19 protein-coding genes are annotated in these 22,738 nt (G+C 62.3%); 8 read left to right on the forward strand and 11 right to left on the reverse strand.

Going from position 1 to position 22,738, the window contains the following annotated elements; genetic code table 11:
* The first annotated feature begins 4 nt into the window (after positions 1-4).
* Both EAY64_RS04990 and EAY64_RS04995 read left to right on the forward strand, forming a co-directional pair.
* Positions 5-712, forward strand: coding sequence for an aspartate/glutamate racemase family protein (locus tag EAY64_RS04990; protein ID WP_158604612.1), 708 nt, complete (start codon positions 5-7; stop codon positions 710-712).
* Positions 713-837: 125 nt separating this feature from the next.
* The gene (locus tag EAY64_RS04995; protein ID WP_059286917.1) at positions 838-1,608 is read left to right on the forward strand and encodes a DeoR/GlpR family DNA-binding transcription regulator; all 771 of its coding nucleotides are present in this window, start codon (positions 838-840) and stop codon (positions 1,606-1,608) included.
* An 86-nt stretch (positions 1,609-1,694) separates the two neighbouring features.
* On the opposite strand, the gene EAY64_RS05000 is transcribed toward EAY64_RS04995, so the two are convergent.
* A complete protein-coding gene (locus tag EAY64_RS05000; protein ID WP_226034220.1) occupies positions 1,695-3,326 on the reverse strand; it encodes a GGDEF domain-containing protein in 1,632 nt (543 codons plus the stop codon).
* A gap of 279 nt (positions 3,327-3,605) precedes the next feature.
* On the opposite strand from EAY64_RS05000, the gene EAY64_RS05005 reads away from it, so the two are divergent.
* Positions 3,606-5,480 carry a ribonuclease catalytic domain-containing protein gene (locus tag EAY64_RS05005; RefSeq protein ID WP_103523690.1) on the forward strand — a complete coding sequence of 625 codons (1,875 nt, stop codon included), beginning with the start codon at positions 3,606-3,608 and terminating at the stop codon, positions 5,478-5,480.
* A 79-nt stretch (positions 5,481-5,559) separates the two neighbouring features.
* On the opposite strand, the gene EAY64_RS05010 is transcribed toward EAY64_RS05005, so the two are convergent.
* The 10 genes from EAY64_RS05010 to edd form a co-directional block, all read right to left on the reverse strand.
* Positions 5,560-6,378, reverse strand: a complete 819-nt coding sequence (locus EAY64_RS05010; protein ID WP_103523691.1) for an HDOD domain-containing protein — start codon at positions 6,376-6,378, stop codon at positions 5,560-5,562.
* 88 nt (positions 6,379-6,466) lie between these two features.
* On the reverse strand, positions 6,467-7,363 hold the full coding sequence (locus EAY64_RS05015; protein WP_103523692.1) for an aldo/keto reductase: 897 nt from the start codon (positions 7,361-7,363) through the stop codon (positions 6,467-6,469).
* Entirely contained in the window at positions 7,363-8,472 is a 1,110-nt protein-coding gene (locus EAY64_RS05020) for an ABC transporter ATP-binding protein (protein WP_103523693.1), read from the reverse strand. The genes EAY64_RS05015 and EAY64_RS05020 overlap by 1 nt, the downstream gene beginning before the upstream one ends.
* A 3-nt stretch (positions 8,473-8,475) precedes the next feature.
* Entirely contained in the window at positions 8,476-9,333 is an 858-nt protein-coding gene (locus EAY64_RS05025) for a carbohydrate ABC transporter permease (RefSeq protein WP_103523694.1), read from the reverse strand.
* Positions 9,326-10,228 carry a carbohydrate ABC transporter permease gene (locus EAY64_RS05030; protein WP_103523695.1) on the reverse strand — a complete coding sequence of 301 codons (903 nt, stop codon included), beginning with the start codon at positions 10,226-10,228 and terminating at the stop codon, positions 9,326-9,328. The genes EAY64_RS05025 and EAY64_RS05030 overlap by 8 nt, the downstream gene beginning before the upstream one ends.
* Positions 10,229-10,436: 208 nt before the next feature.
* Positions 10,437-11,681 (reverse strand): ABC transporter substrate-binding protein, encoded by a 1,245-nt coding sequence (locus EAY64_RS05035; RefSeq protein ID WP_103523696.1) that lies wholly within the window; start codon positions 11,679-11,681, stop codon positions 10,437-10,439.
* Positions 11,682-11,940: 259 nt separating this feature from the next.
* Positions 11,941-13,368, reverse strand: coding sequence for a sensor histidine kinase (locus EAY64_RS05040; RefSeq protein WP_103523697.1), 1,428 nt, complete (start codon positions 13,366-13,368; stop codon positions 11,941-11,943).
* A 6-nt stretch (positions 13,369-13,374) separates the two neighbouring features.
* A complete protein-coding gene (locus EAY64_RS05045; protein WP_103523698.1) occupies positions 13,375-14,070 on the reverse strand; it encodes a response regulator transcription factor in 696 nt (231 codons plus the stop codon).
* 127 nt (positions 14,071-14,197) lie between these two features.
* Entirely contained in the window at positions 14,198-14,821 is a 624-nt protein-coding gene (locus EAY64_RS05050) for a bifunctional 4-hydroxy-2-oxoglutarate aldolase/2-dehydro-3-deoxy-phosphogluconate aldolase (protein ID WP_103523699.1), read from the reverse strand.
* A 1-nt stretch (position 14,822) separates the two neighbouring features.
* Positions 14,823-16,658 carry a phosphogluconate dehydratase gene (gene edd, locus EAY64_RS05055; RefSeq protein ID WP_103523700.1) on the reverse strand — a complete coding sequence of 612 codons (1,836 nt, stop codon included), beginning with the start codon at positions 16,656-16,658 and terminating at the stop codon, positions 14,823-14,825.
* A gap of 249 nt (positions 16,659-16,907) precedes the next feature.
* Between edd and zwf the strand changes: the two genes are divergently transcribed.
* From zwf to pgi, 5 genes are all read left to right on the forward strand, one after another.
* Complete coding sequence (gene zwf, locus EAY64_RS05060; protein WP_103523701.1) at positions 16,908-18,386, forward strand: glucose-6-phosphate dehydrogenase; 1,479 nt, start codon at positions 16,908-16,910, stop codon at positions 18,384-18,386.
* 133 nt (positions 18,387-18,519) lie between these two features.
* Positions 18,520-19,197 carry a 6-phosphogluconolactonase gene (gene pgl, locus EAY64_RS05065; protein ID WP_103523706.1) on the forward strand — a complete coding sequence of 226 codons (678 nt, stop codon included), beginning with the start codon at positions 18,520-18,522 and terminating at the stop codon, positions 19,195-19,197.
* Positions 19,178-20,155 carry a glucokinase gene (locus EAY64_RS05070; RefSeq protein ID WP_103523702.1) on the forward strand — a complete coding sequence of 326 codons (978 nt, stop codon included), beginning with the start codon at positions 19,178-19,180 and terminating at the stop codon, positions 20,153-20,155. The genes pgl and EAY64_RS05070 overlap by 20 nt, the downstream gene beginning before the upstream one ends.
* Positions 20,156-20,158: 3 nt before the next feature.
* Complete coding sequence (gene hexR, locus EAY64_RS05075; protein WP_103523703.1) at positions 20,159-21,010, forward strand: transcriptional regulator HexR; 852 nt, start codon at positions 20,159-20,161, stop codon at positions 21,008-21,010.
* Positions 21,011-21,014: 4 nt separating this feature from the next.
* Positions 21,015-22,664 carry a glucose-6-phosphate isomerase gene (gene pgi / locus EAY64_RS05080; protein WP_103523704.1) on the forward strand — a complete coding sequence of 550 codons (1,650 nt, stop codon included), beginning with the start codon at positions 21,015-21,017 and terminating at the stop codon, positions 22,662-22,664.
* Positions 22,665-22,738 lie beyond the last annotated feature (74 nt).

Consider the following 22,738-nt stretch of genomic DNA (forward strand, 5'->3'; position numbering starts at 1 on the left):
AAACATGACTCTCCCCGTTATCGGCATTGCCGGCGTAACCGTTCCCGGTGCGCTGGACTGCCTGTCCAAAATGCATCAACTTTCCGCCCTCATGTGTGGCGGTCACCATCATCACCCCCGCTTCGTGCTGGACCAGCCAGACTTTGGCGTGGTGCATGCCGCCCAGTTGCAAGAGCGCTGGGATATTGTCGAGGACTCCATTGTCGGCTCTTTGCAGCGACTGGCCGTGGCCGGGGCGCAACTGGCGGTGATCCCGGCCAATACCGTGCATTGCCGTATCGACGGCATCCGCCAGCGCTCCCCCGTGCCGGTGCTGAGCATGCTGGATGTGGTGGCGGCCGATTGCCAGCGCCGTGGTTTGCGCCGGGTGGGCGTGCTGGGCACGCGCTGGACCATGCAGTCCCATCTTTACCGTGCGCCGTTTGCTGCTGTGGGCATCGAAGAGTGCATTCCGGATCCGGCGCAGCAGGCCATGCTGCAGCAGGTGATTTTTGACGAGCTGGTGCCCACCGGCAGGGCCAGTGCGGATGGCCTGCGCCAGCTGCTGCTGGTGGTGGCTGGCTTGCGTGCCGAGGGCTGCGATGGCCTTGCCCTGGCCTGTACCGAGCTACCGCTGGTGCTGGACGAGGCCAATTGCGGCATGCCGGCAGTGGATACCACGGCGGCACTGGCGGCAGCGGCCATGCAGGCCGTGCTTGGTGCGTCCGGCTAGCTGTTGTACGGGATACGGCTTTCGCTGCCGGCTTGTGGCGGGTCAAGGGCGGATAGGTGCAAGCATTTGCCCTTTGACCGGAAAATATGTTAGTAACTAAACATGATTTTCGGAATCGAATCCCTATGAGCCGCTCACCCCGTCACGACAAGATTCTGCAGCTGGTCCGCGAAAACGGCTTCATGCCGATCGAAGAGCTGGCCAGACTGCTCGATGTCACGCCGCAGACCATCCGGCGCGACATCAACCAGCTGTGCGAAGAAAATTTGCTGCGCCGTTATCACGGCGGTGCTGCTCTGGGCAGTAGCGTGGAGAATGAGGATTACTTTGCGCGCAAAGGAAAATTCCAGAGCGAAAAGGCACATATTGCCGACATGATCGCCGGCAGCATTCCCGATCATGCCTCGCTGTTCATGAGCATCGGTACCACCATCGAGGCGGTGGCGCAGGCGCTTACCATTACCCACAAGGGTTTGCGCGTCATCACCAACAATATCCATGTGGCTTCCATCATGTCGGCCAACCCGGATTTCACCGTGATGATTACCTCCGGCGTGGTGCGTGCATCGGATGGCGGTATCACCGGGGTGGCCACGCTGGACTTCATCAACCAGTTCAAGGTGGATTACGCCATCATCGGCGTGTCCGGCATCGAGACCGATGGCTCGCTGCTGGATTTCGACTATCGCGAAGTGCGGGTGGCGCAGGCGATGATGGCCAATGCCCGTCACCGTTACCTGGCGGCCGACCATAGCAAGTTTGGCCGCAATGCCCTGGTGCGCATGGGGCATATCAGTGAATTCCACACCGTGTTCACCGATGCCGAGCCGCCAGAGTCGCTGGCCAAGCTGCTGGAAGAGCACAATGTACGGTTGATTCTGGCCGACGCAGTCTGAGCGGGTGGGTGCGATTGCACCACCCTGTTGAAGATGAAAAACGCCCGCTTAGCGGGCGTTTTGCTTGGGCGGGTGCTTTGCCGGATTCAGGCCTCGGATTCGCGCCGCGACAGCGGGGACTGCTCGGGTGAGTAGCCCTCTACCCGGTTGCGTCCCAGTCGCTTGGCCTGGTACAGCATGTCGTCCGCCTGCTGCACCAGCTGGGTGGTGTCCTCGGCGCTGGCCAGCGAGCTGATGCCGACGCTGAAGGTCTGGTGGAAGGTTTGTTGGTTGCTGCGCTGCTCGATCTGGGAAAAGGCCTGGCGCATGGCATTCATGATGCGCAGCGCGTCCTCCTGGCGGGTGCCGGGCAGCACGATGGCAAATTCTTCACCGCCATAGCGGCTGATCAGGTCGGAACGGCGTAGCCGCTCTTTCAGGAAGCGCGCCAGATTCACCAGCACCTCGTCGCCGGCCGGGTGGCCATAGCTATCGTTGATGGTCTTGAAGTGGTCCAGATCCAGCATCACCAGCGACAGCGCACGCTGGTCGCGCTTGGCGCGCAATACTTCGTATTCCAGCTGGGCATACAGATGAGAGTGGTTGAGCAGGCCGGTGAGGCTGTCGTTGATCATGTAGGAGCGCAGCTTGCGGTAGCGGCGGGCGCGGTTGATCACCGTGACCACCAGCTCCTCCGGCGCCACCGGCTTGGTGAGGAAGCCGTCAATGCCCAGTGTCAGGGTATCCAGCTGGATGGACTGACGCTTTTCCACTGAGAGGAACAGGATGGGAATCCCGTCCAGCAAGCGTTGCTGGCGGATGATCTGCGCCAGCTCCATGCCGTTGCACTCCGGCATGTACATATCCATCAGGATCAGGTCCGGGCGGAATTGCACGATGCCGTCCAGCACCCGTGCCGGGTCGGTCACCTGCAGCGCATCCACGCCATGGCTGTTCAGCACATTGGCGTAGAGGCCAGCCAGCGAGGCCATGTCCTCCACGATCATCACCCGCAGCGGATCGCGTTTTTCTCCCAGGTCGCCAAAGTTCAGGTTGTCGATCAGCTCGTGCGCCAGCAGCGGCCAGGCCAGGAAGCCGGCGGCACCGGCTCGCACCGCTTGCAGCCGCGCCTCGAAGTCGTAGCGCGGCGAGCAGAACAGCAGCGGACACAGGCCGCGTATGGTATCGGCCAGCGCCATGATCGGGTCGCCGGGGGTGAAGTCGGTATAGGCCACCACCGCTGCTGGCGTGGCCTCCTGCAGCGCCTGGGCCAGCTTGGAGGCCTGGTACATGGTCTGCACCATGAAGCCATAGCAGGACAGCTGCTCGCTCAGGTTGTGCGCTTCCTCGCTGGGCGGCATCCACAGATAGACCAGATGCGGGCCCTGCTGCATCAGTCCACCGCTGAAGTACTCCGGCAACAGCTGGCGGCCTTCCATCATGGCCAGCTGGCTGACGATGCCCAGATGGTGGCGTAGCGCACCATAGCGTTCGGTTTCACCCGGCACCGTGTCGTTCTGTATCAGCCATAGCTGTAACAGCTCGCGCAGTGCCAGGCACTCCGGCAGCAGTTGTGCGGCGTCTTCACCCTGAATGTAACGTTCCAGATTACTGACCAAGGACAGCAGATGCGCGGCCAGCGAGCGATCCCAGCGGGTAACCAGCATGTGGCCAATACGGTCGATCTCGCGTGCCGCGTGCTCTCTTGCCGAAATATTTGCGTTGCTTTCCAGCGTCATGGTGAATACCCGCTTCCTGCCGACATGCGAATTGTTATGTAAAGACGAGCTGGCCTGTGGCCGCCGCATGTTAAGACCCGCTGACAAAACCCCCGCTCCGGTGTTGCGCCGCCTTGCCGTACTATTTGTACTGTCTGCGGCGGTGCGTCTTGGCCCGGATTCTCTACGAGGTTTTGCCAGCCGTTCCAAACCCTGTTGCTGCGCCGGCGTTTGCAAAGTGGCGCAGGGCTTGGAGGTGAAATGATATAATTTTGGCTTAATGAATCAGTTGGCGCGCAAATGAACGTATTTTACGAAGAAAGCGGCTCCTTCAAGGTTGGCACGATCGTTTCCCGTTCCGATGCCAGCTTGCAGGTAGATACTCAACATGGCAAGCGAGCCAAGATCAAATCCAGCAATGTTTTCCTCGAGTTTAGCTCGACTGTGGCAGATTTTCTGCCCGCCGTAGAAAAAATGGCGAATGAAATTGATCTGGATTTCCTGTGGGAGTGCAGCCCGGAAGACGAGTTCGAGCACGATGTGCTGGCCGCCGATTACTGGGGCCATGCGCCTTCGGCACTGGAAAGCGCAGCCATCATCCTGCGGGTGTTCGGCGCGCCCATGTATTTTTACAAAAAGGGCAAGGGCCGTTACAAGAAGGCCCCGGAAGAAGCCCTGAAAGCTGCGCTGGCCGGCATCGAGCGCAAGAAGCGCGAGCAGGAACAGATCGACGGCTGGGTAGCCGAACTGAAGGCCGGCAGCTTGCCCGAGGCCATCCGCAGCCAGTTGATGTCGCTGCTGTGGAAGCCGGACAAGAGCACGCTGGAGTTCAAGGCCTTTGATCAGGCCGCGCGCGAACTGAACCAGCCGCCGCTGAAACTGGCGCAAAGCGTGGGCGGCATCAGCTCGGTGCCCGACTACCTGATGGCCGGTTTCCTGATGGAGTACTTCCCCAAGGGCGCGGGTTTCGGCAAATACGCCGCACCGCAGCTGCCGCAGGATCTGCCGCTGGCCGAGGCGGTGGCCTTCTCCATTGATGATGCCAATACCACCGAGATCGACGATGCGCTGTCGGTCGTGGATCTGCCGGATGGCAACAAGCGGGTCGGCATCCATATCGCCGCGCCCACGCTGGGCGTGCCGGTGGATTCGGACATCGAAAAGCTGGTGTGGAGCCGCTTGTCCACCGTGTATTTCCCCGGCGACAAGATCACCATGCTGCCGGATGACGTGGTACAGGCTTTCACCCTGCAAGAAGGCCAGGACTGCCCGGCGCTCAGCCTGTATGTGGACGTGACGCCCGAGTTCGAACCGGTGGCTTATGAAAGCCGCATCGAGAAGGTGCGCATCGGGGCCAACCTGCGCCATGCCCAGCTGGAACAGCAGTTCAACGAAGACACCCTGCTGAACGATCCGGGTATCAACTACCCCTTCAAGCAGGAACTGACCTGGCTGTGGCATTTTGCCAATGCGCTGGAAAAGCGCCGTGGCAAATACGACCCCACCCGCCCGGTGCAGATGGACTACAACTTCGATGTGGTCGATGGCAAGGTGCAGATCACCCTGCGCAAGCGCGGTGCACCCATGGACAAGCTGGTGTCGGAACTGATGATTCTGGCCAATAGCGAATGGGGCCGTATGCTGGCCGAGGCCGATATCCCGGCCATGTACCGCGCCCAGAGCATGGGCAAGGTGCGCATGACCACCCGTCCCGAGCCGCATATCGGCCTGGGCGTGGCGCAATATGCCTGGGCCACCTCGCCGCTGCGCCGTGCTACCGACTTCGTCAACCAGCGCCAGCTCACCGCGATGATCCGTGGCGAAAAGCCGCAGTTCGAACAGGGCAATGCCATGCTGTTTGCCCTGCTGCGCGATTTTGACACCACCTATTCGGCTTATCTGGGCTTCCAGGACAAGCTGGAGCATTTCTGGTGCCTGCGCTGGTTTACTCAGGAAGGGGTCAGCAATATCACCGCTACCTTCATCAAGGAAGATCTGGTGCGTATTGATGGCTTGCCGATGCGCGTACGCATTCCGGGCCTGCCTGAGCTGGCGCGGGGCGACCGTATCCAGCTGAGCGTGATCCGCATCGACGAACTGATGGCCGAGATCGAGTTCCGCTTCACCGGCGTGGTGGGCCATGTCGAAGCGGCCAGCGAGGAAGAGGAAGGTTAAGCCAGCAAGGCGCTTCCACTCAGGAGTCAAACAGAAAAGGCTGCCAGGAGGCAGCCTTTTTTCGTATTGCTACGCTGGCTCAGAACATATCGTCGATGCCGGTACAGGCTTCTTTCAGTTCGCTCATGGCGGCGTTGATGGCGTCGCGCTCGATGCCCAGCTTGTCCACCACCGTCCACGGCAGGGTGGCTTGCATGTCGGCCTCGCTCATGTCGTGATTGAAGCCGGCCACCAGATAGGCCGCCAGGCCGATCACGATGGCAAACTGGGTGACATCGCCCAAGAGATCGTGCTGATCGCGGATGGCTTGCTGGATGTCGTCGGGGAAATTCCAGCGCCGTGCCAGCTCGGCACCCACTTCGGTCAGGTCCACGCCCAGCAACATGCGTTCGGTGGCGACCCGGTCGGCACCGCCGGCGACGATCTTGTCGATCTGCACGGCTTGTTCCGGCATGGCCACATGCAGTACCAGCTCGCCGATATTGGATAGCAGGCCGCAGGTATAACCCAGCTGGGCATCCAGCTTGGCCAGCCGGGCCAGCCGCTTGGCGGTGTTGGCCATGGCAAAGCTGCGCTGCCAGAAGCCCTTCATGTCAAAACCGGCAATGCCGGCGGTGGCACCGGTGATACCGGAGGCGATCACCAGAATGCGCAGATTGTCGAAGCCCAGCAGTACCACGGCATCATCCAGCGAACCGACGCGGCGGCTGCCGCCAAAGCGCGCGGTATTGGCCAGCCGCAGCACGCGCGCGGTCAGCACCTGGTCATGGCCTACCTTGTCGCTGATTTCATCGATATTGATATCGGTCTTGTGAAAGCTTTCGATCAGCTCCTGTACCACCTTGGGCACCATCGGCAGCCGTCCCGAGGCTTTTTCAAAAATGTCCGCCACTTGCATGTCTTACCCCCTTTGTCATTGCCTGGCTTATTGAGCTTAGGCGAAGCAGCGCGGAAAAAAAGATTTAAAACACCGCGTGCTATCGCTGTCAGGCCACGCAGTGGCCGTGGGCTGCTTCCAGCAGGGCAAACCAGTGCTGGCGGTCCAACTGTAGCCGGCAGGCTGCGGCTGCCTCATCCAGTGAGCTCAGGCGGCGTGAACCTGAAATGGCAATGGGCCGCGCCGGGTGGCGCAACAGCCAGGCCAGCGCCACGGTGGCAGGGGTGACGGCCAACTCGGTGGCCACCTGCTGCAGGGCCGCGTGCAGTGCCGGGTGGGCTGCCGGCTGTAACAGACGGCCTCCCGCCAGCGGCGACCACACCATGGGGCGGATGCCGGCCTGCAGGCACTGGTCGAAGCTGCCATCGAACAGCGGGGCGGTGTGCAGCAGCGAGGCTTCCAGCTGGTTGGTCAGCAGCGGGGTGCGCGCTGCCAGTAGGGCAAACTGGCTGGGGCTGAAGTTGGACACGCCAAAGTGGCGCACCTTGCCACTGGCCTTGAGGCTGGCAAAGGTATCGGCCACTTCGTCCGGGTTCAGCAGCGGGTCCGGGCGGTGGATCAGCAGCAGGTCCAGATAGTCCGTGCCCAGATTGCGCAGGGAAGCATCCACCGAGGCCAGGAGGTGGGCGCGGCTGCTGTCGTAATGCTTTACCTGCCAGCCGCGTGCCGGGTCTGCCGGCTTGATGCCGCACTTGCTTACCAGCTGGATGTGCTCACGCTGGCCGGGATTGGCTTTCAGCCATTGGCCGAACAGCGCCTCGCAGCGAAAGCCGCCATAGAGATCGGCATGGTCAAAGGTGGTGATGCCAAGTGTAATGGCGTGTTCTATCCATTGCGCCAGTTCTGTGGAGGAAAAATTCCAGTCGTGCAGCCGCCACAGGCCGGCGGCCACCGGAGAAAAAACTGGCCCTCCCGGGGCCAGTTGTGCAGATGACAAGCTGTGCATCAGGCAATCCGTTGTTCGGTGGTGGGGTCGAACAGCACGGCCTTGGACACGTCGAACACCAGTTCCATGCTGTGGCCCGGCAGTTTGGCTTCTGTCGGGTGGGTACGGCAGCATACCTTGGTGTTGTTGAGCGAGACAAACACCAGGGTGTCCGGGCCGGTGGGTTCGATCACGTCGATATGGCAGGCCATCACCGGCAGCCCTTCGCGGTAGGCGGTGCGGGCATCGGTGATCTGTTCTGGGCGGATGCCGAAGATGACTTCGCGGCCCAGCCACGGCTTCATCTTGTCCTGGGCATGCGGCAGCGGCAGGATGACGCAACCCTGGTCGTCGCAGATTTTCACCCCCAGCACGCCGGCGGATTCCACCACCTGCGCCGGAATGAAGTTCATCGACGGCGAGCCGATGAAGCTCGCCACAAACAGATTGGCCGGATTGTCGTAGATGTCCTGCGGGCTGCCGAACTGCTGCACGATGCCGTCCTTCATCACCGCAATGCGGTCGCCCAGCGTCATGGCCTCGATCTGGTCGTGGGTGACGTACACAATGGTGGATTTCAGCCGCTGGTGCATCAGCTTGATTTCGGTGCGCATTTCTACCCGCAGCTTGGCGTCCAGATTGGACAGCGGCTCGTCAAACAGGAAGATGGACGGATTGCGCGCCAAAGCGCGGCCCATGGCCACGCGCTGACGCTGGCCGCCGGACAGCTGCGAGGGCTTGCGGTCCAAGAGGTGGGTCATTTGCAGCATCTGCGCCACGCGTTCGACGGTGGCGTCGATTTCGCCCTGCGGCATCTTGCGGATTTCCAGGCCGAAGCTGATGTTCTTGCGCACGCTCATCGAGGGGTAGAGCGCATAGCTCTGGAACACCATGGCGATGTCGCGGTCCTTGGGCGACAGGTCGTTCACCCGCTTGCCGCCGATTTCGATATCGCCGCTGGAAATATCATCCAGCCCGGCAATCATGTTCAGCAGCGTGGATTTGCCGCAGCCGGAGGGGCCCACCAGTATCAGGAACTGGCCGTCTTCGATGGCGATGTCGATGCCCTTGAGCACATCGGTGCCGTTGGCGTAAGTCTTGCAAACATTATTGATGGAGAGAGCGGCCATCGTTCAACCTTTCACAGCACCGGCTGTCAGGCCACGCACGAAATAGCGGCCGGCAACCATGTAAACGAACAGGGTGGGCAACGCGGCGATGATGGCGGCAGCCATGTCCACGTTGTATTCCTTCACCCCGGTAGAGGTATTCACCAGATTGTTCAGCGCCACGGTGATGGGCTGCGATTCGCCAGCGGCAAACACCACGCCGAACAGGAAGTCGTTCCAGATCTGGGTGAACTGCCAGATCACGCACACCATGAAGATGGGGCCGGAAATGGGCAGCAGGATGCGCAGGAAAATCGTCCAGAAACCGGCACCGTCAATGCGCGCGGCTTTTACCAGCTCGTCCGGGATGGTGACGAAGAAGTTGCGGAAGAACAGCGTGGTAAAGGCCAGGCCGTAAATCACGTGCACCAGGATCAGCCCGCTGGTGGTATTGGCAATGCCCAGCTCGCCCAACAGGCGCGCCATCGGCAGCAGCACCACCTGGAAGGGAATGAAGCAGCCCACCAAGAGCAGGGTGAACAGCACGTCCGAACCACGGAAGCGCCACATCGACACCACGTAGCCGTTGACCGCGCCAATCAGCGTGGAAATCAGCACCGATGGCACGGCCATCTTCACCGAATTCCAGAAAAAGCCCTTCATGCCGCCACATTCCACGCCGGTGCAGGCGCTGGACCAGGCTTTGCTCCAGGCATCCAGGGTGATGGATTGCGGCAGGGCAATCAGGTTGCCGCCACGGATGTCGTCCAGGGTTTTTACCGAGGTGGACAGCATCACGTACAGTGGTAGCAGGTAATAAATGGCCATCAGCAGCAGTGCGGCATACAGCACGATGCGGCCGGGAGTCAGGTGTTTAGCCACGTTTGGCGCTCCTTGTTTCCATATACATCAGCGGCACCAGCACGGCGACGATGGTCATCAGCATCATCATGGCCGAGGCGGCCCCCAGGCCCAGCTGGCCACGGGTAAAGGCAAACTGGTACATGAAGATGGCCGGTACGTCGGATGCGGTGCCGGGGCCGCCGCCGGTCAGTGCCATCACCAGGTCGAAGCTCTTGATGGCGATGTGCGACAGGATCAGCAGCACGCTGAAAAACACCGGGCGCAGGCTGGGGATGATGATGCGCCAGTAGATCACCGGCAGGCTGGCGCCATCCACCTGGGCGGCCTTGATGATGGAATCGTCGATGCCGCGCAGGCCGGCCAGGAACAGCGCCATCACAAAGCCGGACGACTGCCACACCCCGGCAATCACCACGGTGTAGATGGCCTTGTCCGGGTCCACCAGCCAGTCGAAGGTGAAGTCGGGAAAGCCCCAGTCGTTGATGACCTTCTGCAGGCCCATGTCGGGGTTGAGCATCCATTTCCAGGCGGTGCCGGTGACGATGAAGGACAAGGCCATCGGGTACAGGTAAATGGTGCGCAGCGTGCCTTCGGCACGGATTTTCTGATCCAGCAGCACGGCCAGGAACAGGCCGACTGCCAGTGTGCAGCCGATGAACAGGCCGCCGAAAATGCCCAGATTGGCCACGGCGGTCCACCAGCGGTCATTCTCGAACAGTGCCTGGTACTGCACCAGGCCGGCAAAATCCATCTGCGGCAATAGTCGCGATTCGGTCAGCGACAGCCAGCCGGTCCAGGCAATGAAGCCGTAGACGAACACCAGGCTGATCAGCAAGGTGGGCGACAGCACCAGCTTGGGCAGCCAGCGGTCTGCCAGTGCCGACAGACTGGCTTGTGATTGGGGTGTGGACATGAATCAATCCTCGCCATGCCGCTGAGGCGATGCCGCGCGGGGCGCGCAGCGTCGATCTGTCCTGGCGGGAAGGCAGGACGGATGGTCAGACGGTATGGCTTGCTTAGCTAGGAGTTAGACAGACAGCCGCTGGCCGCTTGCTGCGTCAGGGCTGTCCACGGCAAAAAAGCGCCCGGGTCGGCTGACCCGGGGCAAGGTTGCTGCTCGCTTAGTGCACTTTCCCGGCCTTGGCCAGGCGCTCGGTGGCGGTTTTCGGGCTCATCGATGAGTTCATGAACTGCGAAATCACGTCGTCCATGGCGCCTTCGGTGGCCGACGGCATGGCCATCTTGTGGGCGAAGCTGGGCACCAGGCCACCGCTCTTGGAGGCGGCGGTCAGGTCAGCCTTGGATTTCTTGGCGCAGTCGTCGAACTTGTCCATCGGCGTGTCCAGACGGGCCGGGATCGAGCCTTTGTTCAGGTTGAACACTTCCTGGAAGTTCTTGCTCATCACGGTTTCGGCCAGGTCAGCCTGCGCCTTCTGCGCGGCGGCGTCCTTCTGCTTGAACATGGCCAGGCTGTCGATGTTGAAGGTGAAGCTGCCGGCAGTACCCGGTGCGGCTACACAGAGGAAGTCCTTGCCCGGCTTCTTGCCGGCGGCGGTGAATTCACCCTTGGCCCAGTCGCCCATGAACTGCATGCCGGCCTTGCCGTTGATGACCATGGCGGTAGCCAGGTTCCAGTCACGGCCCGCTGCGCCCTTGTCGATATAGCCCTTCACTTTTTGCAGGGTTTCAAACACCTTGACCGTGGTCGGGCCGGCCAGCGTGGCCTGATCCAGCTGCACGAAAGCCTTCTTGTAATAGCCCGGGCCACCTACACCCAGTGCTACCGATTCGAACAGGGTGGCGTCCTGCCACGGCTGGCCGCCATGGGCCAGGGGCTGGATACCGGCTTTTTTCAGTTTTTCGGCAGCATCAAAGAATTCCGGCCAGGTGGTTGGCACCTTGGCACCGGCCTTCTTGAAGGCATCCGGATTCACCCACAGCCAGTTCACGCGGTGCACGTTGACCGGGGCGGCCACGTACTGGCCCTTGTATTTCATCACCTGGCTGACTACCGGCGGCAGTTGCTTGTCCCAGCCTTCGGCCTTGGCTACGGCATCGATATTGGCCAGCACGCCTTCGGCACCCCATTCCTGGATGGCCGGGCCCTTGATCTGGGCGGCGGTCGGCGGGTTGCCCGATACCACGCGGGTTTTCAGCGCGGTCATTGCATTGTCGCCACCACCACCAGCCACGGCGAAGTCTTTCCAGTTATCGCCCTTGGCGTTCATCATTTTTTTCAGTTCGGCCACGGACTTGGCTTCGCCGCCCGAGGTCCACCAGTGCAGCACTTCCACTTCACCGGCAAATACCGTGGCCGGCAGCAGGGTGGCGGCCAGCAGTGCTGCGCTCAGCTGTTTGCGTTTCATTCTCTTGTCTCCATCTTGTAGCGTTGCATTTCGGTTTTTTATGGTGCATCCGGCGGCGCTCGGCCAGGACCGGGGCCGGATGTGCAAGAACTATAGCGGCAGATTGTAAGTTTTGTGTAAGGTTTGAAGCGAAATGCTGTAAGAAAATGACAAAGCCTGAATGCGTTGCAGCATGACATTGGAGATAATTCAATAAACATAAGGCACTGCGCTGGTGCTGCTATGCAACAAAATGGTGCGCCGTAGTGTGTCAACTACACTACGGGCCGGTTTGCTCGGGGGGATTTTCCCGCAGGAACAGCAGGCTGGCACACAGCCCGTGCGGGCTGTTGTCGCTCAGTTCCACCCGGGTGTGATGGCGGCGGGCGATCTCCTGCACGATGGCCAGCCCGAGGCCACAGCCCTTGCCGCCAGCCAGGCTGTTGACCCGGTAAAAGCGCTGGAACACCTTGTCGCGTTCTGCCGGGGCGATGCCCGGCCCGCTATCGCACACCTGCAACTGCACTTGCCGGCCCAGCCGGCGCAGTGTCACGGTGATTTCTCCGCCGGCCGGGGTGTACTGGATGGCATTGTCCAGCAGATTGGCCAACAGTTCGCGCAGCAGGCCGGCATGGCCCAGCACCAGCAGGCTGTCGTCGTCACTGTCCAGCCCCAGGTCCAGCTTGCGTGCCAGCGCGCGTGGCACAGCCTCGGCGGTGACTTCGCGGCACAGCTGCTTCAGGTCGAGCCGTTTTAGCTGCAGGCCGGCTTCCGGCTCGGCCCGTGCCAGCGCCAGCAGCTGGTTGACCAGGTGAATGGAGCGCGCCACGCTGGTTTCCACCTGCTCCAGCTGGCGGCAGGCACGCGGGATGTCCGGCGTGCTGCCCAGCAGTTCGGCCTTGACCAGCTCGCTTTGCGATTTCAGCCCGGCCAGCGGCGTGCGCAGCTGGTGCGCGGCATCGCCGATAAAGCGCCGTTGCTGCTCCACCTGGCGATTGACCTCTTCCAGCAGGCTGTTGATGGCGGCGGTGAGGGCGCGTACTTCGGCCGGGGCATTGTTGACCTCGATGGGGGCCATATCGCGTGGCGAGCGGTTCTCCACCACCCGGCGCAAACGGCGCAGTGGTGACAGGCCACGGCTGATGCCGGCCCAGACCAGAAGGCTGGTCAGCAACATCAGTCCCAGCAGGGGCAGGCCCATGTCCAGCAGGATCTTGCGGGTCAGCTCGGCGCTCAGTGTGCGGCTCTTGGCCACCTGCACCAGCATCAGCTGCGGCTGCTCTACCGTGCCAGCCAGGAGGTAAAGTGCGGCCACGCGTACATCCTGGCCCTTCATGCTGGCGTTATAGAAATAGCTGGCGCCAGCGCGGGCGGCCAGCGTGGCCGGTGGGCGCGGCATGGCCGGTTCGCCCAGCAAAAAGGCGGCTGGTGGCGAGCTGACCATGTAATAGACGCGGTCGGTGGGGTCTTCTTCGAGGATTTCGCGCGCGGCGCGCGGGAAGTCGACATAGAAACCGTTGCCGAAGGGCTTGACCTGCCGCGCCAGCGCGCGCGAGGTCTGCGCCAGCGTCTGGTCGATGACCTCGTTGGCATAGCGCACCGCCATGGCATGCGCCAGCATGGCGGCGGCCAGCCACAGCACCAGCTGCGGCAGCAGCAGCCAGATCAGCAACTGGCGGCGCAGGGAAAGTTGGCGCGGGCGCGGCATGGCGGCTTAGCTGTCTTCGGCCAGCGTCAGCAGATAGCCCAGCCCGCGCACCGCACGGATACCGGCACCGCTGCCATCCAGCTTCTTGCGCAGGCGGTGCACATACACTTCCACCGCATTGCTGCCGATTTCTTCCCCCTCGCCGGACAGGGCGGCGGAGATTTGCTCCTTGCTCAGCACTTTTTCCGCCTGACTCATCAGGATGAACAGCAGCTCCAGCTCGCGTGCCGACAGCTCCAGCGGCTGCGCGCCGGCCCAGGCGCGCTGGGCGCTGCGGTCCAGTCGCAGCGGGCCAAAGTGCAGTTCTTCCCGTTGCAGTTCGTCACGCACGCTATCGCTGGCGCGCTGGCGGCGCAGCAGGGCGCGGATGCGGGCTTCCAGTTCGGGGAAGTCGAAGGGCTTGACCAGATAGTCGTCGGCACCGGCATCCAGCCCGGCGACCCGGTCTTCCATGCTGTCCAGTGCGGTCAGCAGCAAAATGGGCAGTGCCGGCTGATGCACGCGCACATGGCGCAGCACCTTGAGCCCGTCTTGGCCGGGCAGGCCGATATCCAGAATGACGGCATCGAATGCTTCGCTCAGCAGCATCTGCTGGGCGGCCAGACCATCGCTGCGATGGCAGACCTCGAAGCCCAGCTGGCTCAGGCGGGTAAGCAGGGCATCGGCCAGTACGGCATCGTCTTCGGCCAGAAACAGTTTCATAGGAGCGGCAGGCGGCAGGTGAAGGCCTGATGGTAGTGCAGATCAGCCGGGCTGTGCCATTAGCGTGCGGTGTGCGCTGCAACAAAAAAGCCCGCACCAGGCGGGCTTTGTCAGGGCAGACGAGGGTTTACTGCGTCAGTGCGCTGGCTTGTTTGGCCAGCTCGGTGATGCGCGCCCAGTCGCGGTTGGCGATGGCGTCTTCCGGGGTCAGCCAGCTACCGCCAACGGCCAGGACGTTTTGCAGGGCCAGGTATTCCTTGGCCTTGACCAGATCAATGCCGCCAGTGGGGCAGAAGCGCAGGTCGGGCAGCGGGCCGGCCAGCGACTTGAGCAGCTTGATGCCGCCCACGGCTTCGGCCGGGAACAGCTTGAGGATGTCAAAGCCTTCGTCCTGGGCGCGCATGGCTTCCGAGGCAGTGGCCACACCCGGCAGCAGGGTCAGGTTGGCATTGCGCGCAGCCGAGGCCAGTTCCGGGGTCAGGCCGGGGCTGACGCCAAACTGGGCACCGGCGTCCAGCGCTGCTTCCAGCTGGGCGCGGTTGCGCAGCGTGCCGGCACCGACGATGGCACCGGGTACTTCATCGCGCATGCGGCGCATGGCGGCCAGTGCCGCCTTGGTGCGCAGGGTGACTTCCAGCACGCGAATGCCGCCATCCACCAGCGCGCGCGCCAGGTCTACCGCAACAGCGGCGTCATTTACCACGATGACCGGCACAACCGGTCCCTGACGCAACAGGGTCAAAGCGTCCATATCAGTTTCTCCACAGCGGGTGATGGAAGCTCATGGCACCAGCTTCCGCAGCATCGGCGGATTCGCGGAATACCGCGAACAGTTCACGCCCTACGCCAAATTGATTGTGTTGCAGATCGACACTGATCTGCTCGCGCGCCGCCCATTCTTCGGCCGGCACTTTCACTTCCAGCGTGCCGGCATTGGCATCCAGTTTCACGATGTCGCCATCGCGAACCTTGCCGATACTACCGCCCATTACCGCCTCCGGCGAGACGTGGATGGCAGCCGGCACTTTGCCCGAAGCACCGGACATGCGGCCGTCGGTGACCAGGGCCACGGCAAAGCCGCGTTCCTGCAGGATGGACAGCGCCGGGGTCAGCTTGTGCAACTCAGGCATGCCGTTGGCGCGCGGGCCCTGGAAGCGGATGACTGCGATGAAGTCGCGTTCCAGTTCGCCGCGCTTGAAGGCGGCCAACAGTTCGTTCTGGTCGTGGAACACCACGGCCGGGGCCTCTACCACGCGGTGTTCTGGCTTGACGGCAGACACCTTGATTACGGCGCGGCCCAGGTTGCCTGCCACCACGCGCAGGCCGCCATCGGCGCTGAACGGGTTGGCTGCAGTACGCAATACGCTGTCGTCGCCGCTCACGGCCGGGGCCGGACGCCATTTCAGTTCGCCATTGTCCAGCCAGGGTTCGTTGGCATAAGCCGACAGGCCACGGCCGACGATGGTGTCCACGTCCTCGTGCAGCAGGCCGGCGCCCAGCAGTTCGCGGATGACAAAGCCCATGCCGCCTGCGGCGTGGAAGTGGTTTACGTCGGCCTTGCCATTGGGGTAGACGCGGGTCAGCGACGGGATGATGGCCGACAGCTCGTCGAAATCATCCCAGTTGATATCGATGCCGGCGGCGCGGGCAATGGCCACCAGGTGCAGGGTGTGGTTGGTGGAGCCGCCGGTGGCCAGCAGGCCGATGATGGCGTTGACGATGGATTTTTCATCGATCATGCGGCCCACCGGGGTGAAATTGTCACCCTGGGCGGCAATGTGCGCGGCCTGACGGGCGGCGGCGCGGGTCAGTGCCTCGCGCAGCGGTGTGCCCGGATTGACGAAGGCGGTACCCGGCAGGTGCAGGCCCATGATTTCCATCATCATCTGGTTGGAGTTGGCGGTGCCATAGAAGGTACAGGTGCCGGGGCCGTGGTAGGACTGGCACTCCGATTCCAGCAGCGCATCCCTTCCCACCTTGCCTTCGGCGAACAACTGGCGCACCTTCGCCTTTTCATCATTGGCGATGCCGGTGGTCATCGGGCCGGCCGGAACAAACACCGCCGGCAGATGGCCGAAAGTCAGCGCGCCAATCAGCAGGCCGGGGACGATCTTGTCGCACACGCCCAGATACAGGCTGGCATCGAACATCTGGTGCGACAGCGCCACGGCGGTGCTCATGGCGATGACATCGCGCGAGAACAGCGACAGCTCCATGCCGGGCTGGCCCTGGGTCACGCCGTCGCACATGGCGGGCACGCCACCGGCAAACTGGGCGGTGGCACCGGCCTTGAGCGCTTCTTCCTTGATCCAGGCCGGGTAGGCTTCCAGCGGCTGGTGGGCCGACAGCATGTCGTTATAGGCGGAAACGATGGCCAGATTGGGGCGATGCGCTTCTTTAAGGTGGATCTTGATATTGTCCGGCATGGCCGCAAAGGCGTGGGCCTGATTGGTGCAGGACAGCTGGGCGCGTTCTACCTTGCCCTGCTGGGCGGCGGCAGCCAGATGATTCAGATAGGCCGCGCGACGCTCGCGGCTGCGATCTATGATGCGCTGGGTAACAGTGTGCAGTACCGGGTGCAGGGCCATGGCAATTCCCGTGATGAATGTGGGTAAATGGTAGTTTTACTACACTTAAATTGCAAGAAAACAGCCTGACCCAATTGCCGGCTTATCCGGTTGAATGAGTGTGAGAGGCTTTCTGGTAAAGGTTTCTGCCAAAATTTTCATGAAATGGCAGGTGTTGCTTTCTGCGTATTACCCCGGCAAATCACATGGACATGCCAAAATCGGGTGGTAATATAACTACATTGCAAATGCACGAGACGGAAGATCACTATGGATAACCGTAGCACGCCTACCCCCGCTTTCGATATGGTGCTGTTCGGTGGCACCGGCGACCTGGTCATGCGCAAGCTGTTGCCCTCCCTCTATCAGGCGCACGCCGCCAGCCTGCTCAACGAGCAAGGCCGCCTGCTGGCACTGGGCCGCAAGGCGATGAGCCGCGACGACTACCTGGCCCTGGTGGAAAAGAGCGCGCGCCAGCACGTCAAGGAACACTTCGATGCAGCAGCCTGGGCCTCTTTTTGCAGCCGTATCGATTATCTGCAGGTGGATGCCGGCAACGCCGCCCACTATCCGGCACTGGCCGAAGCAGTGGGACAGCACCCGGAGCGGGTGGTGGTCTGTTATCTGGCCACCGCGCCCAATCTGTTCGCCGGCATTTGCGAGAATCTGGCCGCCGTTGGCCTGAACCGCCCTAATGTGCGCGTGGTGCTGGAAAAGCCGCTGGGCATCGACCTGGATTCGTCCAATGCCATCAATGACGATGTGGCGCACTTCTTCAAGGAAGAGCAGCTTTATCGTATCGACCACTACCTGGGCAAGGAGTCGGTACAGAACCTGATGGCCATCCGTTTTGCCAATGCGCTGTTTGAACCGCTGTGGCGGCGCGAGTGGATTCACGACGTGCAGATCACCATTGCCGAGGACCTGGGCGTGGGCACCCGTGGTGACTTCTACGATGGCACCGGTGCGCTGCGCGACATGGTGCAGAACCACCTGCTGCAACTGCTGTGCATCGTGGCCATGGAACCGCCAGCCAGCATGGAAGCCGATGCCGTGCGCGATGAAAAGCTCAAGGTACTCAAGGCATTGCGCCCGTTCAGCGAGCAGGATGTGGCCAACAAGACGGTGCGTGGCCAGTACAAGGCCGGCGCCGTGGCCGGGCAACCGGTGGTGGGCTATCTGCAGGAACAGGGCATCCCGGCAGACAGCCATACCGAAACCTTTGTTGCCATCAAGGCGGAAATCGACAACTGGCGCTGGGCTGGCGTGCCCTTCTTCCTGCGTACCGGCAAGCGCATGCAGGACCGCCTGGCCGAGATCGTCATCAATTTCCGCGATGTGCCGCACCAGCTGTTCTCCGGCCCGCTCAGCGGCAGCCACACCGCCAACCGGCTGGTGATCCAGCTGCAGCCGGAAGAAAGTATCCGTCTGTATTTCCTGGCCAAGGAACCGGGCGACACCATGCGTCTGCAGCCGGCCTTCCTTGATCTGGACTTCTACAAGGCCTTCAAGGTACGCCGTGCCGATGCCTACGAACGCCTGCTGCTGGACGTGATCCGCGGCAAGCTGGCCTTGTTCATGCGCCGTGACGAACTGGTGGAAGCCTGGCGCTGGGTGATGCCCATCATGGAATGCTGGCAGAACAGCAGCAATACCCCGCCCAAGCAATACACCGCCGGCACCTGGGGCCCGGCCGCTTCCAGCGCGCTGCTGAGCCGCGACGGCATCAGCTGGCACGAAGAGAGCTGATCGAGCTACCCCATCCGGGCCTCCCGCCACGGCGGCCCGGGCAGGACAATTCATAACAAGCCGGCCAGCAAGAGCGGCATTCACCCGGCGCCATGCTAGGCCAGGGGCCGGGTGCAACGTGAGGATGGCATTGATGAAATGGTATGAATTCTCCGAGGCGGCGGACTGCTCCGTCGCGCTGGCCGCCACGGTGGCCCGACGTCTGGCCCAGGCGCTGGAACGCGATGGCCGCGCCGTGCTGGCGGTGTCCGGCGGCAAGTCGCCGGTACCGTTTTTCCATGCGCTGCGCAGTCAGCCGCTGGACTGGTCCCGCGTGGTGATCACCCTGGTGGACGAGCGCTTCGTGCCGGCCGATCACCCGGACAGCAATGCCGCGCTGGTGCGCGAACATCTGCTGCAGGATGCTGCGGCTGTCGCCCGCTTTCTGCCGCTGGTGGGAGAGGCTGGCGATGCTGCAGCCGAACTGGCTGCGGCGAATGCGGCGTATCTGCGCCCGACCGTAGCGGTGCTGGGCATGGGCGAGGATGGCCACACTGCCTCGCTGTTCCCCGGGGCTGCGGCCCTGGCCGACGGGCTGGACATGGCACGCAGCCTGCCCTTGCTGACCGTGCAGCCGCTGACCGCGCCGCATCTGCGCGTAAGCATGAGCAAGGCTGCCTTGCTGGCTTGCGACAGCCTGATCCTGGCCATCCAGGGCGCGGGCAAACGCAAGGTGTTCGATCAGGCCGTACAGGGTATCAACGACAGCCTGCCCATCAGCCATTTCCTGCTGCAGACGGAGTGCCCCATCGATGTCTACTGGACTGCCTAATACCTGGCCACGACTGGTGGCCGACATCGGCGGCACCAATGCCCGCTTTGCGCTGGAAACCGCTCCGGCGGTGCTGGAGGATGTCGAAGTCCTGCCCTGTGCCAGCTTTCCCACGCTGGAAGCCGCCATGCGCAGCTATCTGGCGCGCGTCGATACCCGTGCGGTAGCGCATGCCGCCATCGGCATTGCCAACCCGGTCACTGGCGACTGGGTGCAGATGACCAATCACCACTGGGCCTTTTCCATTGAAGCCACCCGGCTGGCGCTGGGGCTGACTTCGCTCATTGTCATCAACGATTTCACCGCGCTGGCGCTGGCGCTACCGCATCTGCCCCGCAATGAGCTGGTGCAGGTGGGCGGCGGCGAGGCGGTAGCCGGCAGCCCGTTGGCGCTGATCGGCCCCGGCACCGGCCTGGGGGTGTCTGCCTTGCTGCCTTATCCCGGCGGCTATAGCCCGCTGGCCGGCGAGGGCGGGCATGTCAGTTTTGCCCCGTTTGACGAGCGCGAAGCCGCCATCTGGCACTATGCGCGTGAACGGCATGGGCATGTGTCAGCCGAGCGCCTGCTGTCCGGTCCGGGGCTGGTGCTGATCTATCACGCGCTGGCGGCACTGGCCGGCGAACCCGAGCAAGATTTGTCCGCTGCCGACATCACCAGCCGTGGCCTGTCCGGTACCTGTCCGCGCTGCCGCGAAACGCTGGATGCCTTCTGCGCCATGCTGGGTACGGCCGCAGCCAATCTGGCGCTGACGCTAGGCGCACGTGGCGGGGTATACCTTGGCGGTGGTATCGTTCCACGTTTGATCGACTACTTCAAAACGTCGCCATTCCGCCCGCGCTTCGAAGACAAGGGCCGTTTCTCCGCTTATCTGGCGGCGATTCCGGTATTTGTCATCGATAGCCGCTACCCTGCGCTCATCGGCGCGTCGGCAGCGCTGGCGGCGCACCTGGAGCACTGACCCATGCTGGAAAGAATCAAGTCTCAGCTTGAAGCCCTGTCTTCGGCCGAACGCAAGGTGGCCGAGCTGGTGCTGGAACAGCCCTATACCATGATGCAGGCTGCGGTGGCAGATATTGCCCGCAATGCCGGCGTCAGCCAGCCCACGGTCATCCGTTTCTGCCGTTCCATGGGCTGCTCGGGTCTGCCCGACTTCAAGCTGAAACTGGCCGGCAGCCTGGTCACCGGCGTGCCCTATGTGCATTCCAGCGTCCGCCCGGAAGACCCGACCTCGGAAATCGTCGCCAAGGTGTTCGACAACACCGTCACCGCCCTGCTGAAAAGCCGTAATGACGTTAATCCGCAGGCCATCGAAGCGGCCATCGAGGCCATCTCGCGCGCGCGGCGCGTGGAGTTTTACGGCCTGGGCAACTCCGGCATCACCGCTGCTGACGCCCAGCACAAATTCTTCCGTTTCGGCATTTCCACCGTTGCCTATGCCGACACTCACATCCAGATGATGGCAGCCTCGGTGCTGAATGCCGACGACGTGCTGGTGGCCATCTCCAGCTCCGGCCGCTCGCGTGAGTTGCTGGACGCAGTGGAAGAAGCCACTGCTTCGGGTGCCACCGTGGTGGCCATCACCGCCAGTGGCTCGCCCTTGGCACGGGCGGCCACCATCGCCCTGATGGCGGACACCCAGGAAGACAATGAAACCTACAGCCCGATGATCTCCCGCATCATCCACCTGGTATTGATCGACGTGCTGGCCGTGGGCGTGGCCTTGCGCCGCGGTCCGGGCGTGATCGGGCAGCTGGAAAAAACCAAGCACAGTCTCAAAGCGAAAAGACTGGCAGAACGGACAGAAGAGGATTGATATCATGAGCGACCTGACCCAACTTCCCGCCTGGCAAAGACTGTGGGACCACTTTGCCGACGCCAAGCAACTGCATATGCGCGAGCTGTTCGAAAGCGACCCGGAGCGGGCCGAACGCTACGGCCTGGAAGTGGGTGGCTTGTTCCTGGATTACTCCAAAAACCGTATTACCGACGAAACCCTGCAGGGCCTGATGCAGCTGGCACGCGAAGCCGGCCTGCCGGAGCGCATCAAGGCCATGTTCAAGGGCGAGAAGATCAACACCACGGAAAACCGTGCCGTATTGCATGTGGCGCTGCGCAATCGCACCAATGCCCCCATCTTTGTCGATGGCGAAGACGTGATGCCCAAGGTGAACTCGGTGCTGGAGCGCATGGGCAAGTTTGCCCACGCTGTGCGTTCCGGCGAATGGCTGGGCTACACCAACCAGCCCATCACCGACATCGTCAACATCGGCATCGGCGGTTCGGACCTGGGCCCGCTGATGGTGTGCAGTGCGCTACGGCCGTTTGGCCATCCGCGCATGAACATGCACTTCGTTTCCAATGTGGACGGTGCCCAGCTCAAGGAAACCCTGAAAAAGGTGCATTCGGAAACCACACTGTTTGTGGTGGAATCGAAAACCTTCACCACTCAGGAAACCCTCACCAACGCCCTGACCGCGCGCGACTGGTTCCTGCAGCGTGCCCGTGACGAAAAAGCGGTGGCCAAGCACTTTGTCGCGGTATCCACCAACCAGAAAGCGGTGGCGGACTTTGGCATCGACCCGTCAAACATGTTCGAATTCTGGGACTGGGTGGGCGGCCGCTACAGCCTGTGGTCGGCCATTGGCCTGCCCATCATGCTGTATCTGGGTGAGGAAAACTTCACCGAGCTGCTCAACGGCGCCCACATCATGGACCAGCATTTCCGTAATGCGCCGTTCGAACAGAACATGCCGGTGCTGCTGGCCATGATAGGCATCTGGTACATCAACTACTTTGGCGGCGGCAGCCATGTCATCGCCCCCTACGAGCAGTATCTGCACCGCCTGCCGGCCTTTATCCAGCAGCTGGACATGGAATCCAACGGCAAGCAGACCCGCACCGATGGCAGCCCGGTGAATTTCGAAACCGCGCCCATCATCTGGGGGGAAACCGGCATCAACGGCCAGCACGCCTTCTTCCAGCTCTTGCATCAGGGTACGCATATTTCGCCGATCGACCTGATCGCCTCGCTGGAAAGCCGTGGCAGCCTGCCGGGGCACCATGAAATCCTGCTGGCCAATGTGTTCGCCCAGGCCGAGGCCTTCATGCGCGGCAAGACCGCCGAGGAAGCCCGTGCCGAGCTGGTGACCCAGGGCATGAAGGGCGATGCGCTGGAAGCACTGGTGCCACACAAGGTGTTTGCCGGCAACCGCCCCACCAATACCCTGCTGATGAGCTTTCTTGATCCGCGTAATCTCGGTTCGCTGATTGCGGCGTACGAGCACAAGATTTTCGTGCAGGGTGTGATCTGGGGCATCAACAGCTTTGACCAGTGGGGGGTGGAGCTGGGCAAGCAACTGGCAAAAACCATTCACGGCGAGCTGACCGGCAAGCTGAAGGCGGCCGAGCACGACAGCTCCACCCGCCGGCTGATCCAGCTGTACCGCCAGGCCAACAAGAGCAAGTAAGCACGATTTACATCAAACCCCTCGCTCGCTTTCTGGAAGGAAAGCGAGGCTCCCTTGCAGGGCAAGGGCGGGGG

This window comes from Aquitalea palustris (assembly GCF_003693445.1).
GTDB classification, from domain to species: Bacteria; Pseudomonadota; Gammaproteobacteria; order Burkholderiales; family Chromobacteriaceae; genus Aquitalea; species Aquitalea palustris.

What these genes read in the sequence shown, in the direction of transcription:
- EAY64_RS05035 (WP_103523696.1), bottom strand. Translation starts at nt 11,681, where the DNA reads ATGAAACGCAAACAGCTGAGCGCAGCACTGCTGGCCGCCACCCTGCTG.
- EAY64_RS04995 (WP_059286917.1), top strand. Translation starts at nt 838, where the DNA reads ATGAGCCGCTCACCCCGTCACGACAAGATTCTGCAGCTGGTCCGCGAA.
- EAY64_RS05020 (WP_103523693.1), bottom strand. Translation starts at nt 8,472, where the DNA reads ATGGCCGCTCTCTCCATCAATAATGTTTGCAAGACTTACGCCAACGGC.
- EAY64_RS04990 (WP_158604612.1), top strand. Translation starts at nt 5, where the DNA reads ATGACTCTCCCCGTTATCGGCATTGCCGGCGTAACCGTTCCCGGTGCG.
- EAY64_RS05000 (WP_226034220.1), bottom strand. Translation starts at nt 3,326, where the DNA reads ATGACGCTGGAAAGCAACGCAAATATTTCGGCAAGAGAGCACGCGGCA.
- EAY64_RS05005 (WP_103523690.1), top strand. Translation starts at nt 3,606, where the DNA reads ATGAACGTATTTTACGAAGAAAGCGGCTCCTTCAAGGTTGGCACGATC.
- EAY64_RS05040 (WP_103523697.1), bottom strand. Translation starts at nt 13,368, where the DNA reads ATGCCGCGCCCGCGCCAACTTTCCCTGCGCCGCCAGTTGCTGATCTGG.
- zwf (WP_103523701.1), top strand. Translation starts at nt 16,908, where the DNA reads ATGGATAACCGTAGCACGCCTACCCCCGCTTTCGATATGGTGCTGTTC.
- EAY64_RS05070 (WP_103523702.1), top strand. Translation starts at nt 19,178, where the DNA reads ATGTCTACTGGACTGCCTAATACCTGGCCACGACTGGTGGCCGACATC.
- EAY64_RS05050 (WP_103523699.1), bottom strand. Translation starts at nt 14,821, where the DNA reads ATGGACGCTTTGACCCTGTTGCGTCAGGGACCGGTTGTGCCGGTCATC.
- EAY64_RS05030 (WP_103523695.1), bottom strand. Translation starts at nt 10,228, where the DNA reads ATGTCCACACCCCAATCACAAGCCAGTCTGTCGGCACTGGCAGACCGC.
- EAY64_RS05010 (WP_103523691.1), bottom strand. Translation starts at nt 6,378, where the DNA reads ATGCAAGTGGCGGACATTTTTGAAAAAGCCTCGGGACGGCTGCCGATG.
- pgi (WP_103523704.1), top strand. Translation starts at nt 21,015, where the DNA reads ATGAGCGACCTGACCCAACTTCCCGCCTGGCAAAGACTGTGGGACCAC.
- pgl (WP_103523706.1), top strand. Translation starts at nt 18,520, where the DNA reads ATGAAATGGTATGAATTCTCCGAGGCGGCGGACTGCTCCGTCGCGCTG.
- EAY64_RS05045 (WP_103523698.1), bottom strand. Translation starts at nt 14,070, where the DNA reads ATGAAACTGTTTCTGGCCGAAGACGATGCCGTACTGGCCGATGCCCTG.
- hexR (WP_103523703.1), top strand. Translation starts at nt 20,159, where the DNA reads ATGCTGGAAAGAATCAAGTCTCAGCTTGAAGCCCTGTCTTCGGCCGAA.
- EAY64_RS05015 (WP_103523692.1), bottom strand. Translation starts at nt 7,363, where the DNA reads ATGCACAGCTTGTCATCTGCACAACTGGCCCCGGGAGGGCCAGTTTTT.
- edd (WP_103523700.1), bottom strand. Translation starts at nt 16,658, where the DNA reads ATGGCCCTGCACCCGGTACTGCACACTGTTACCCAGCGCATCATAGAT.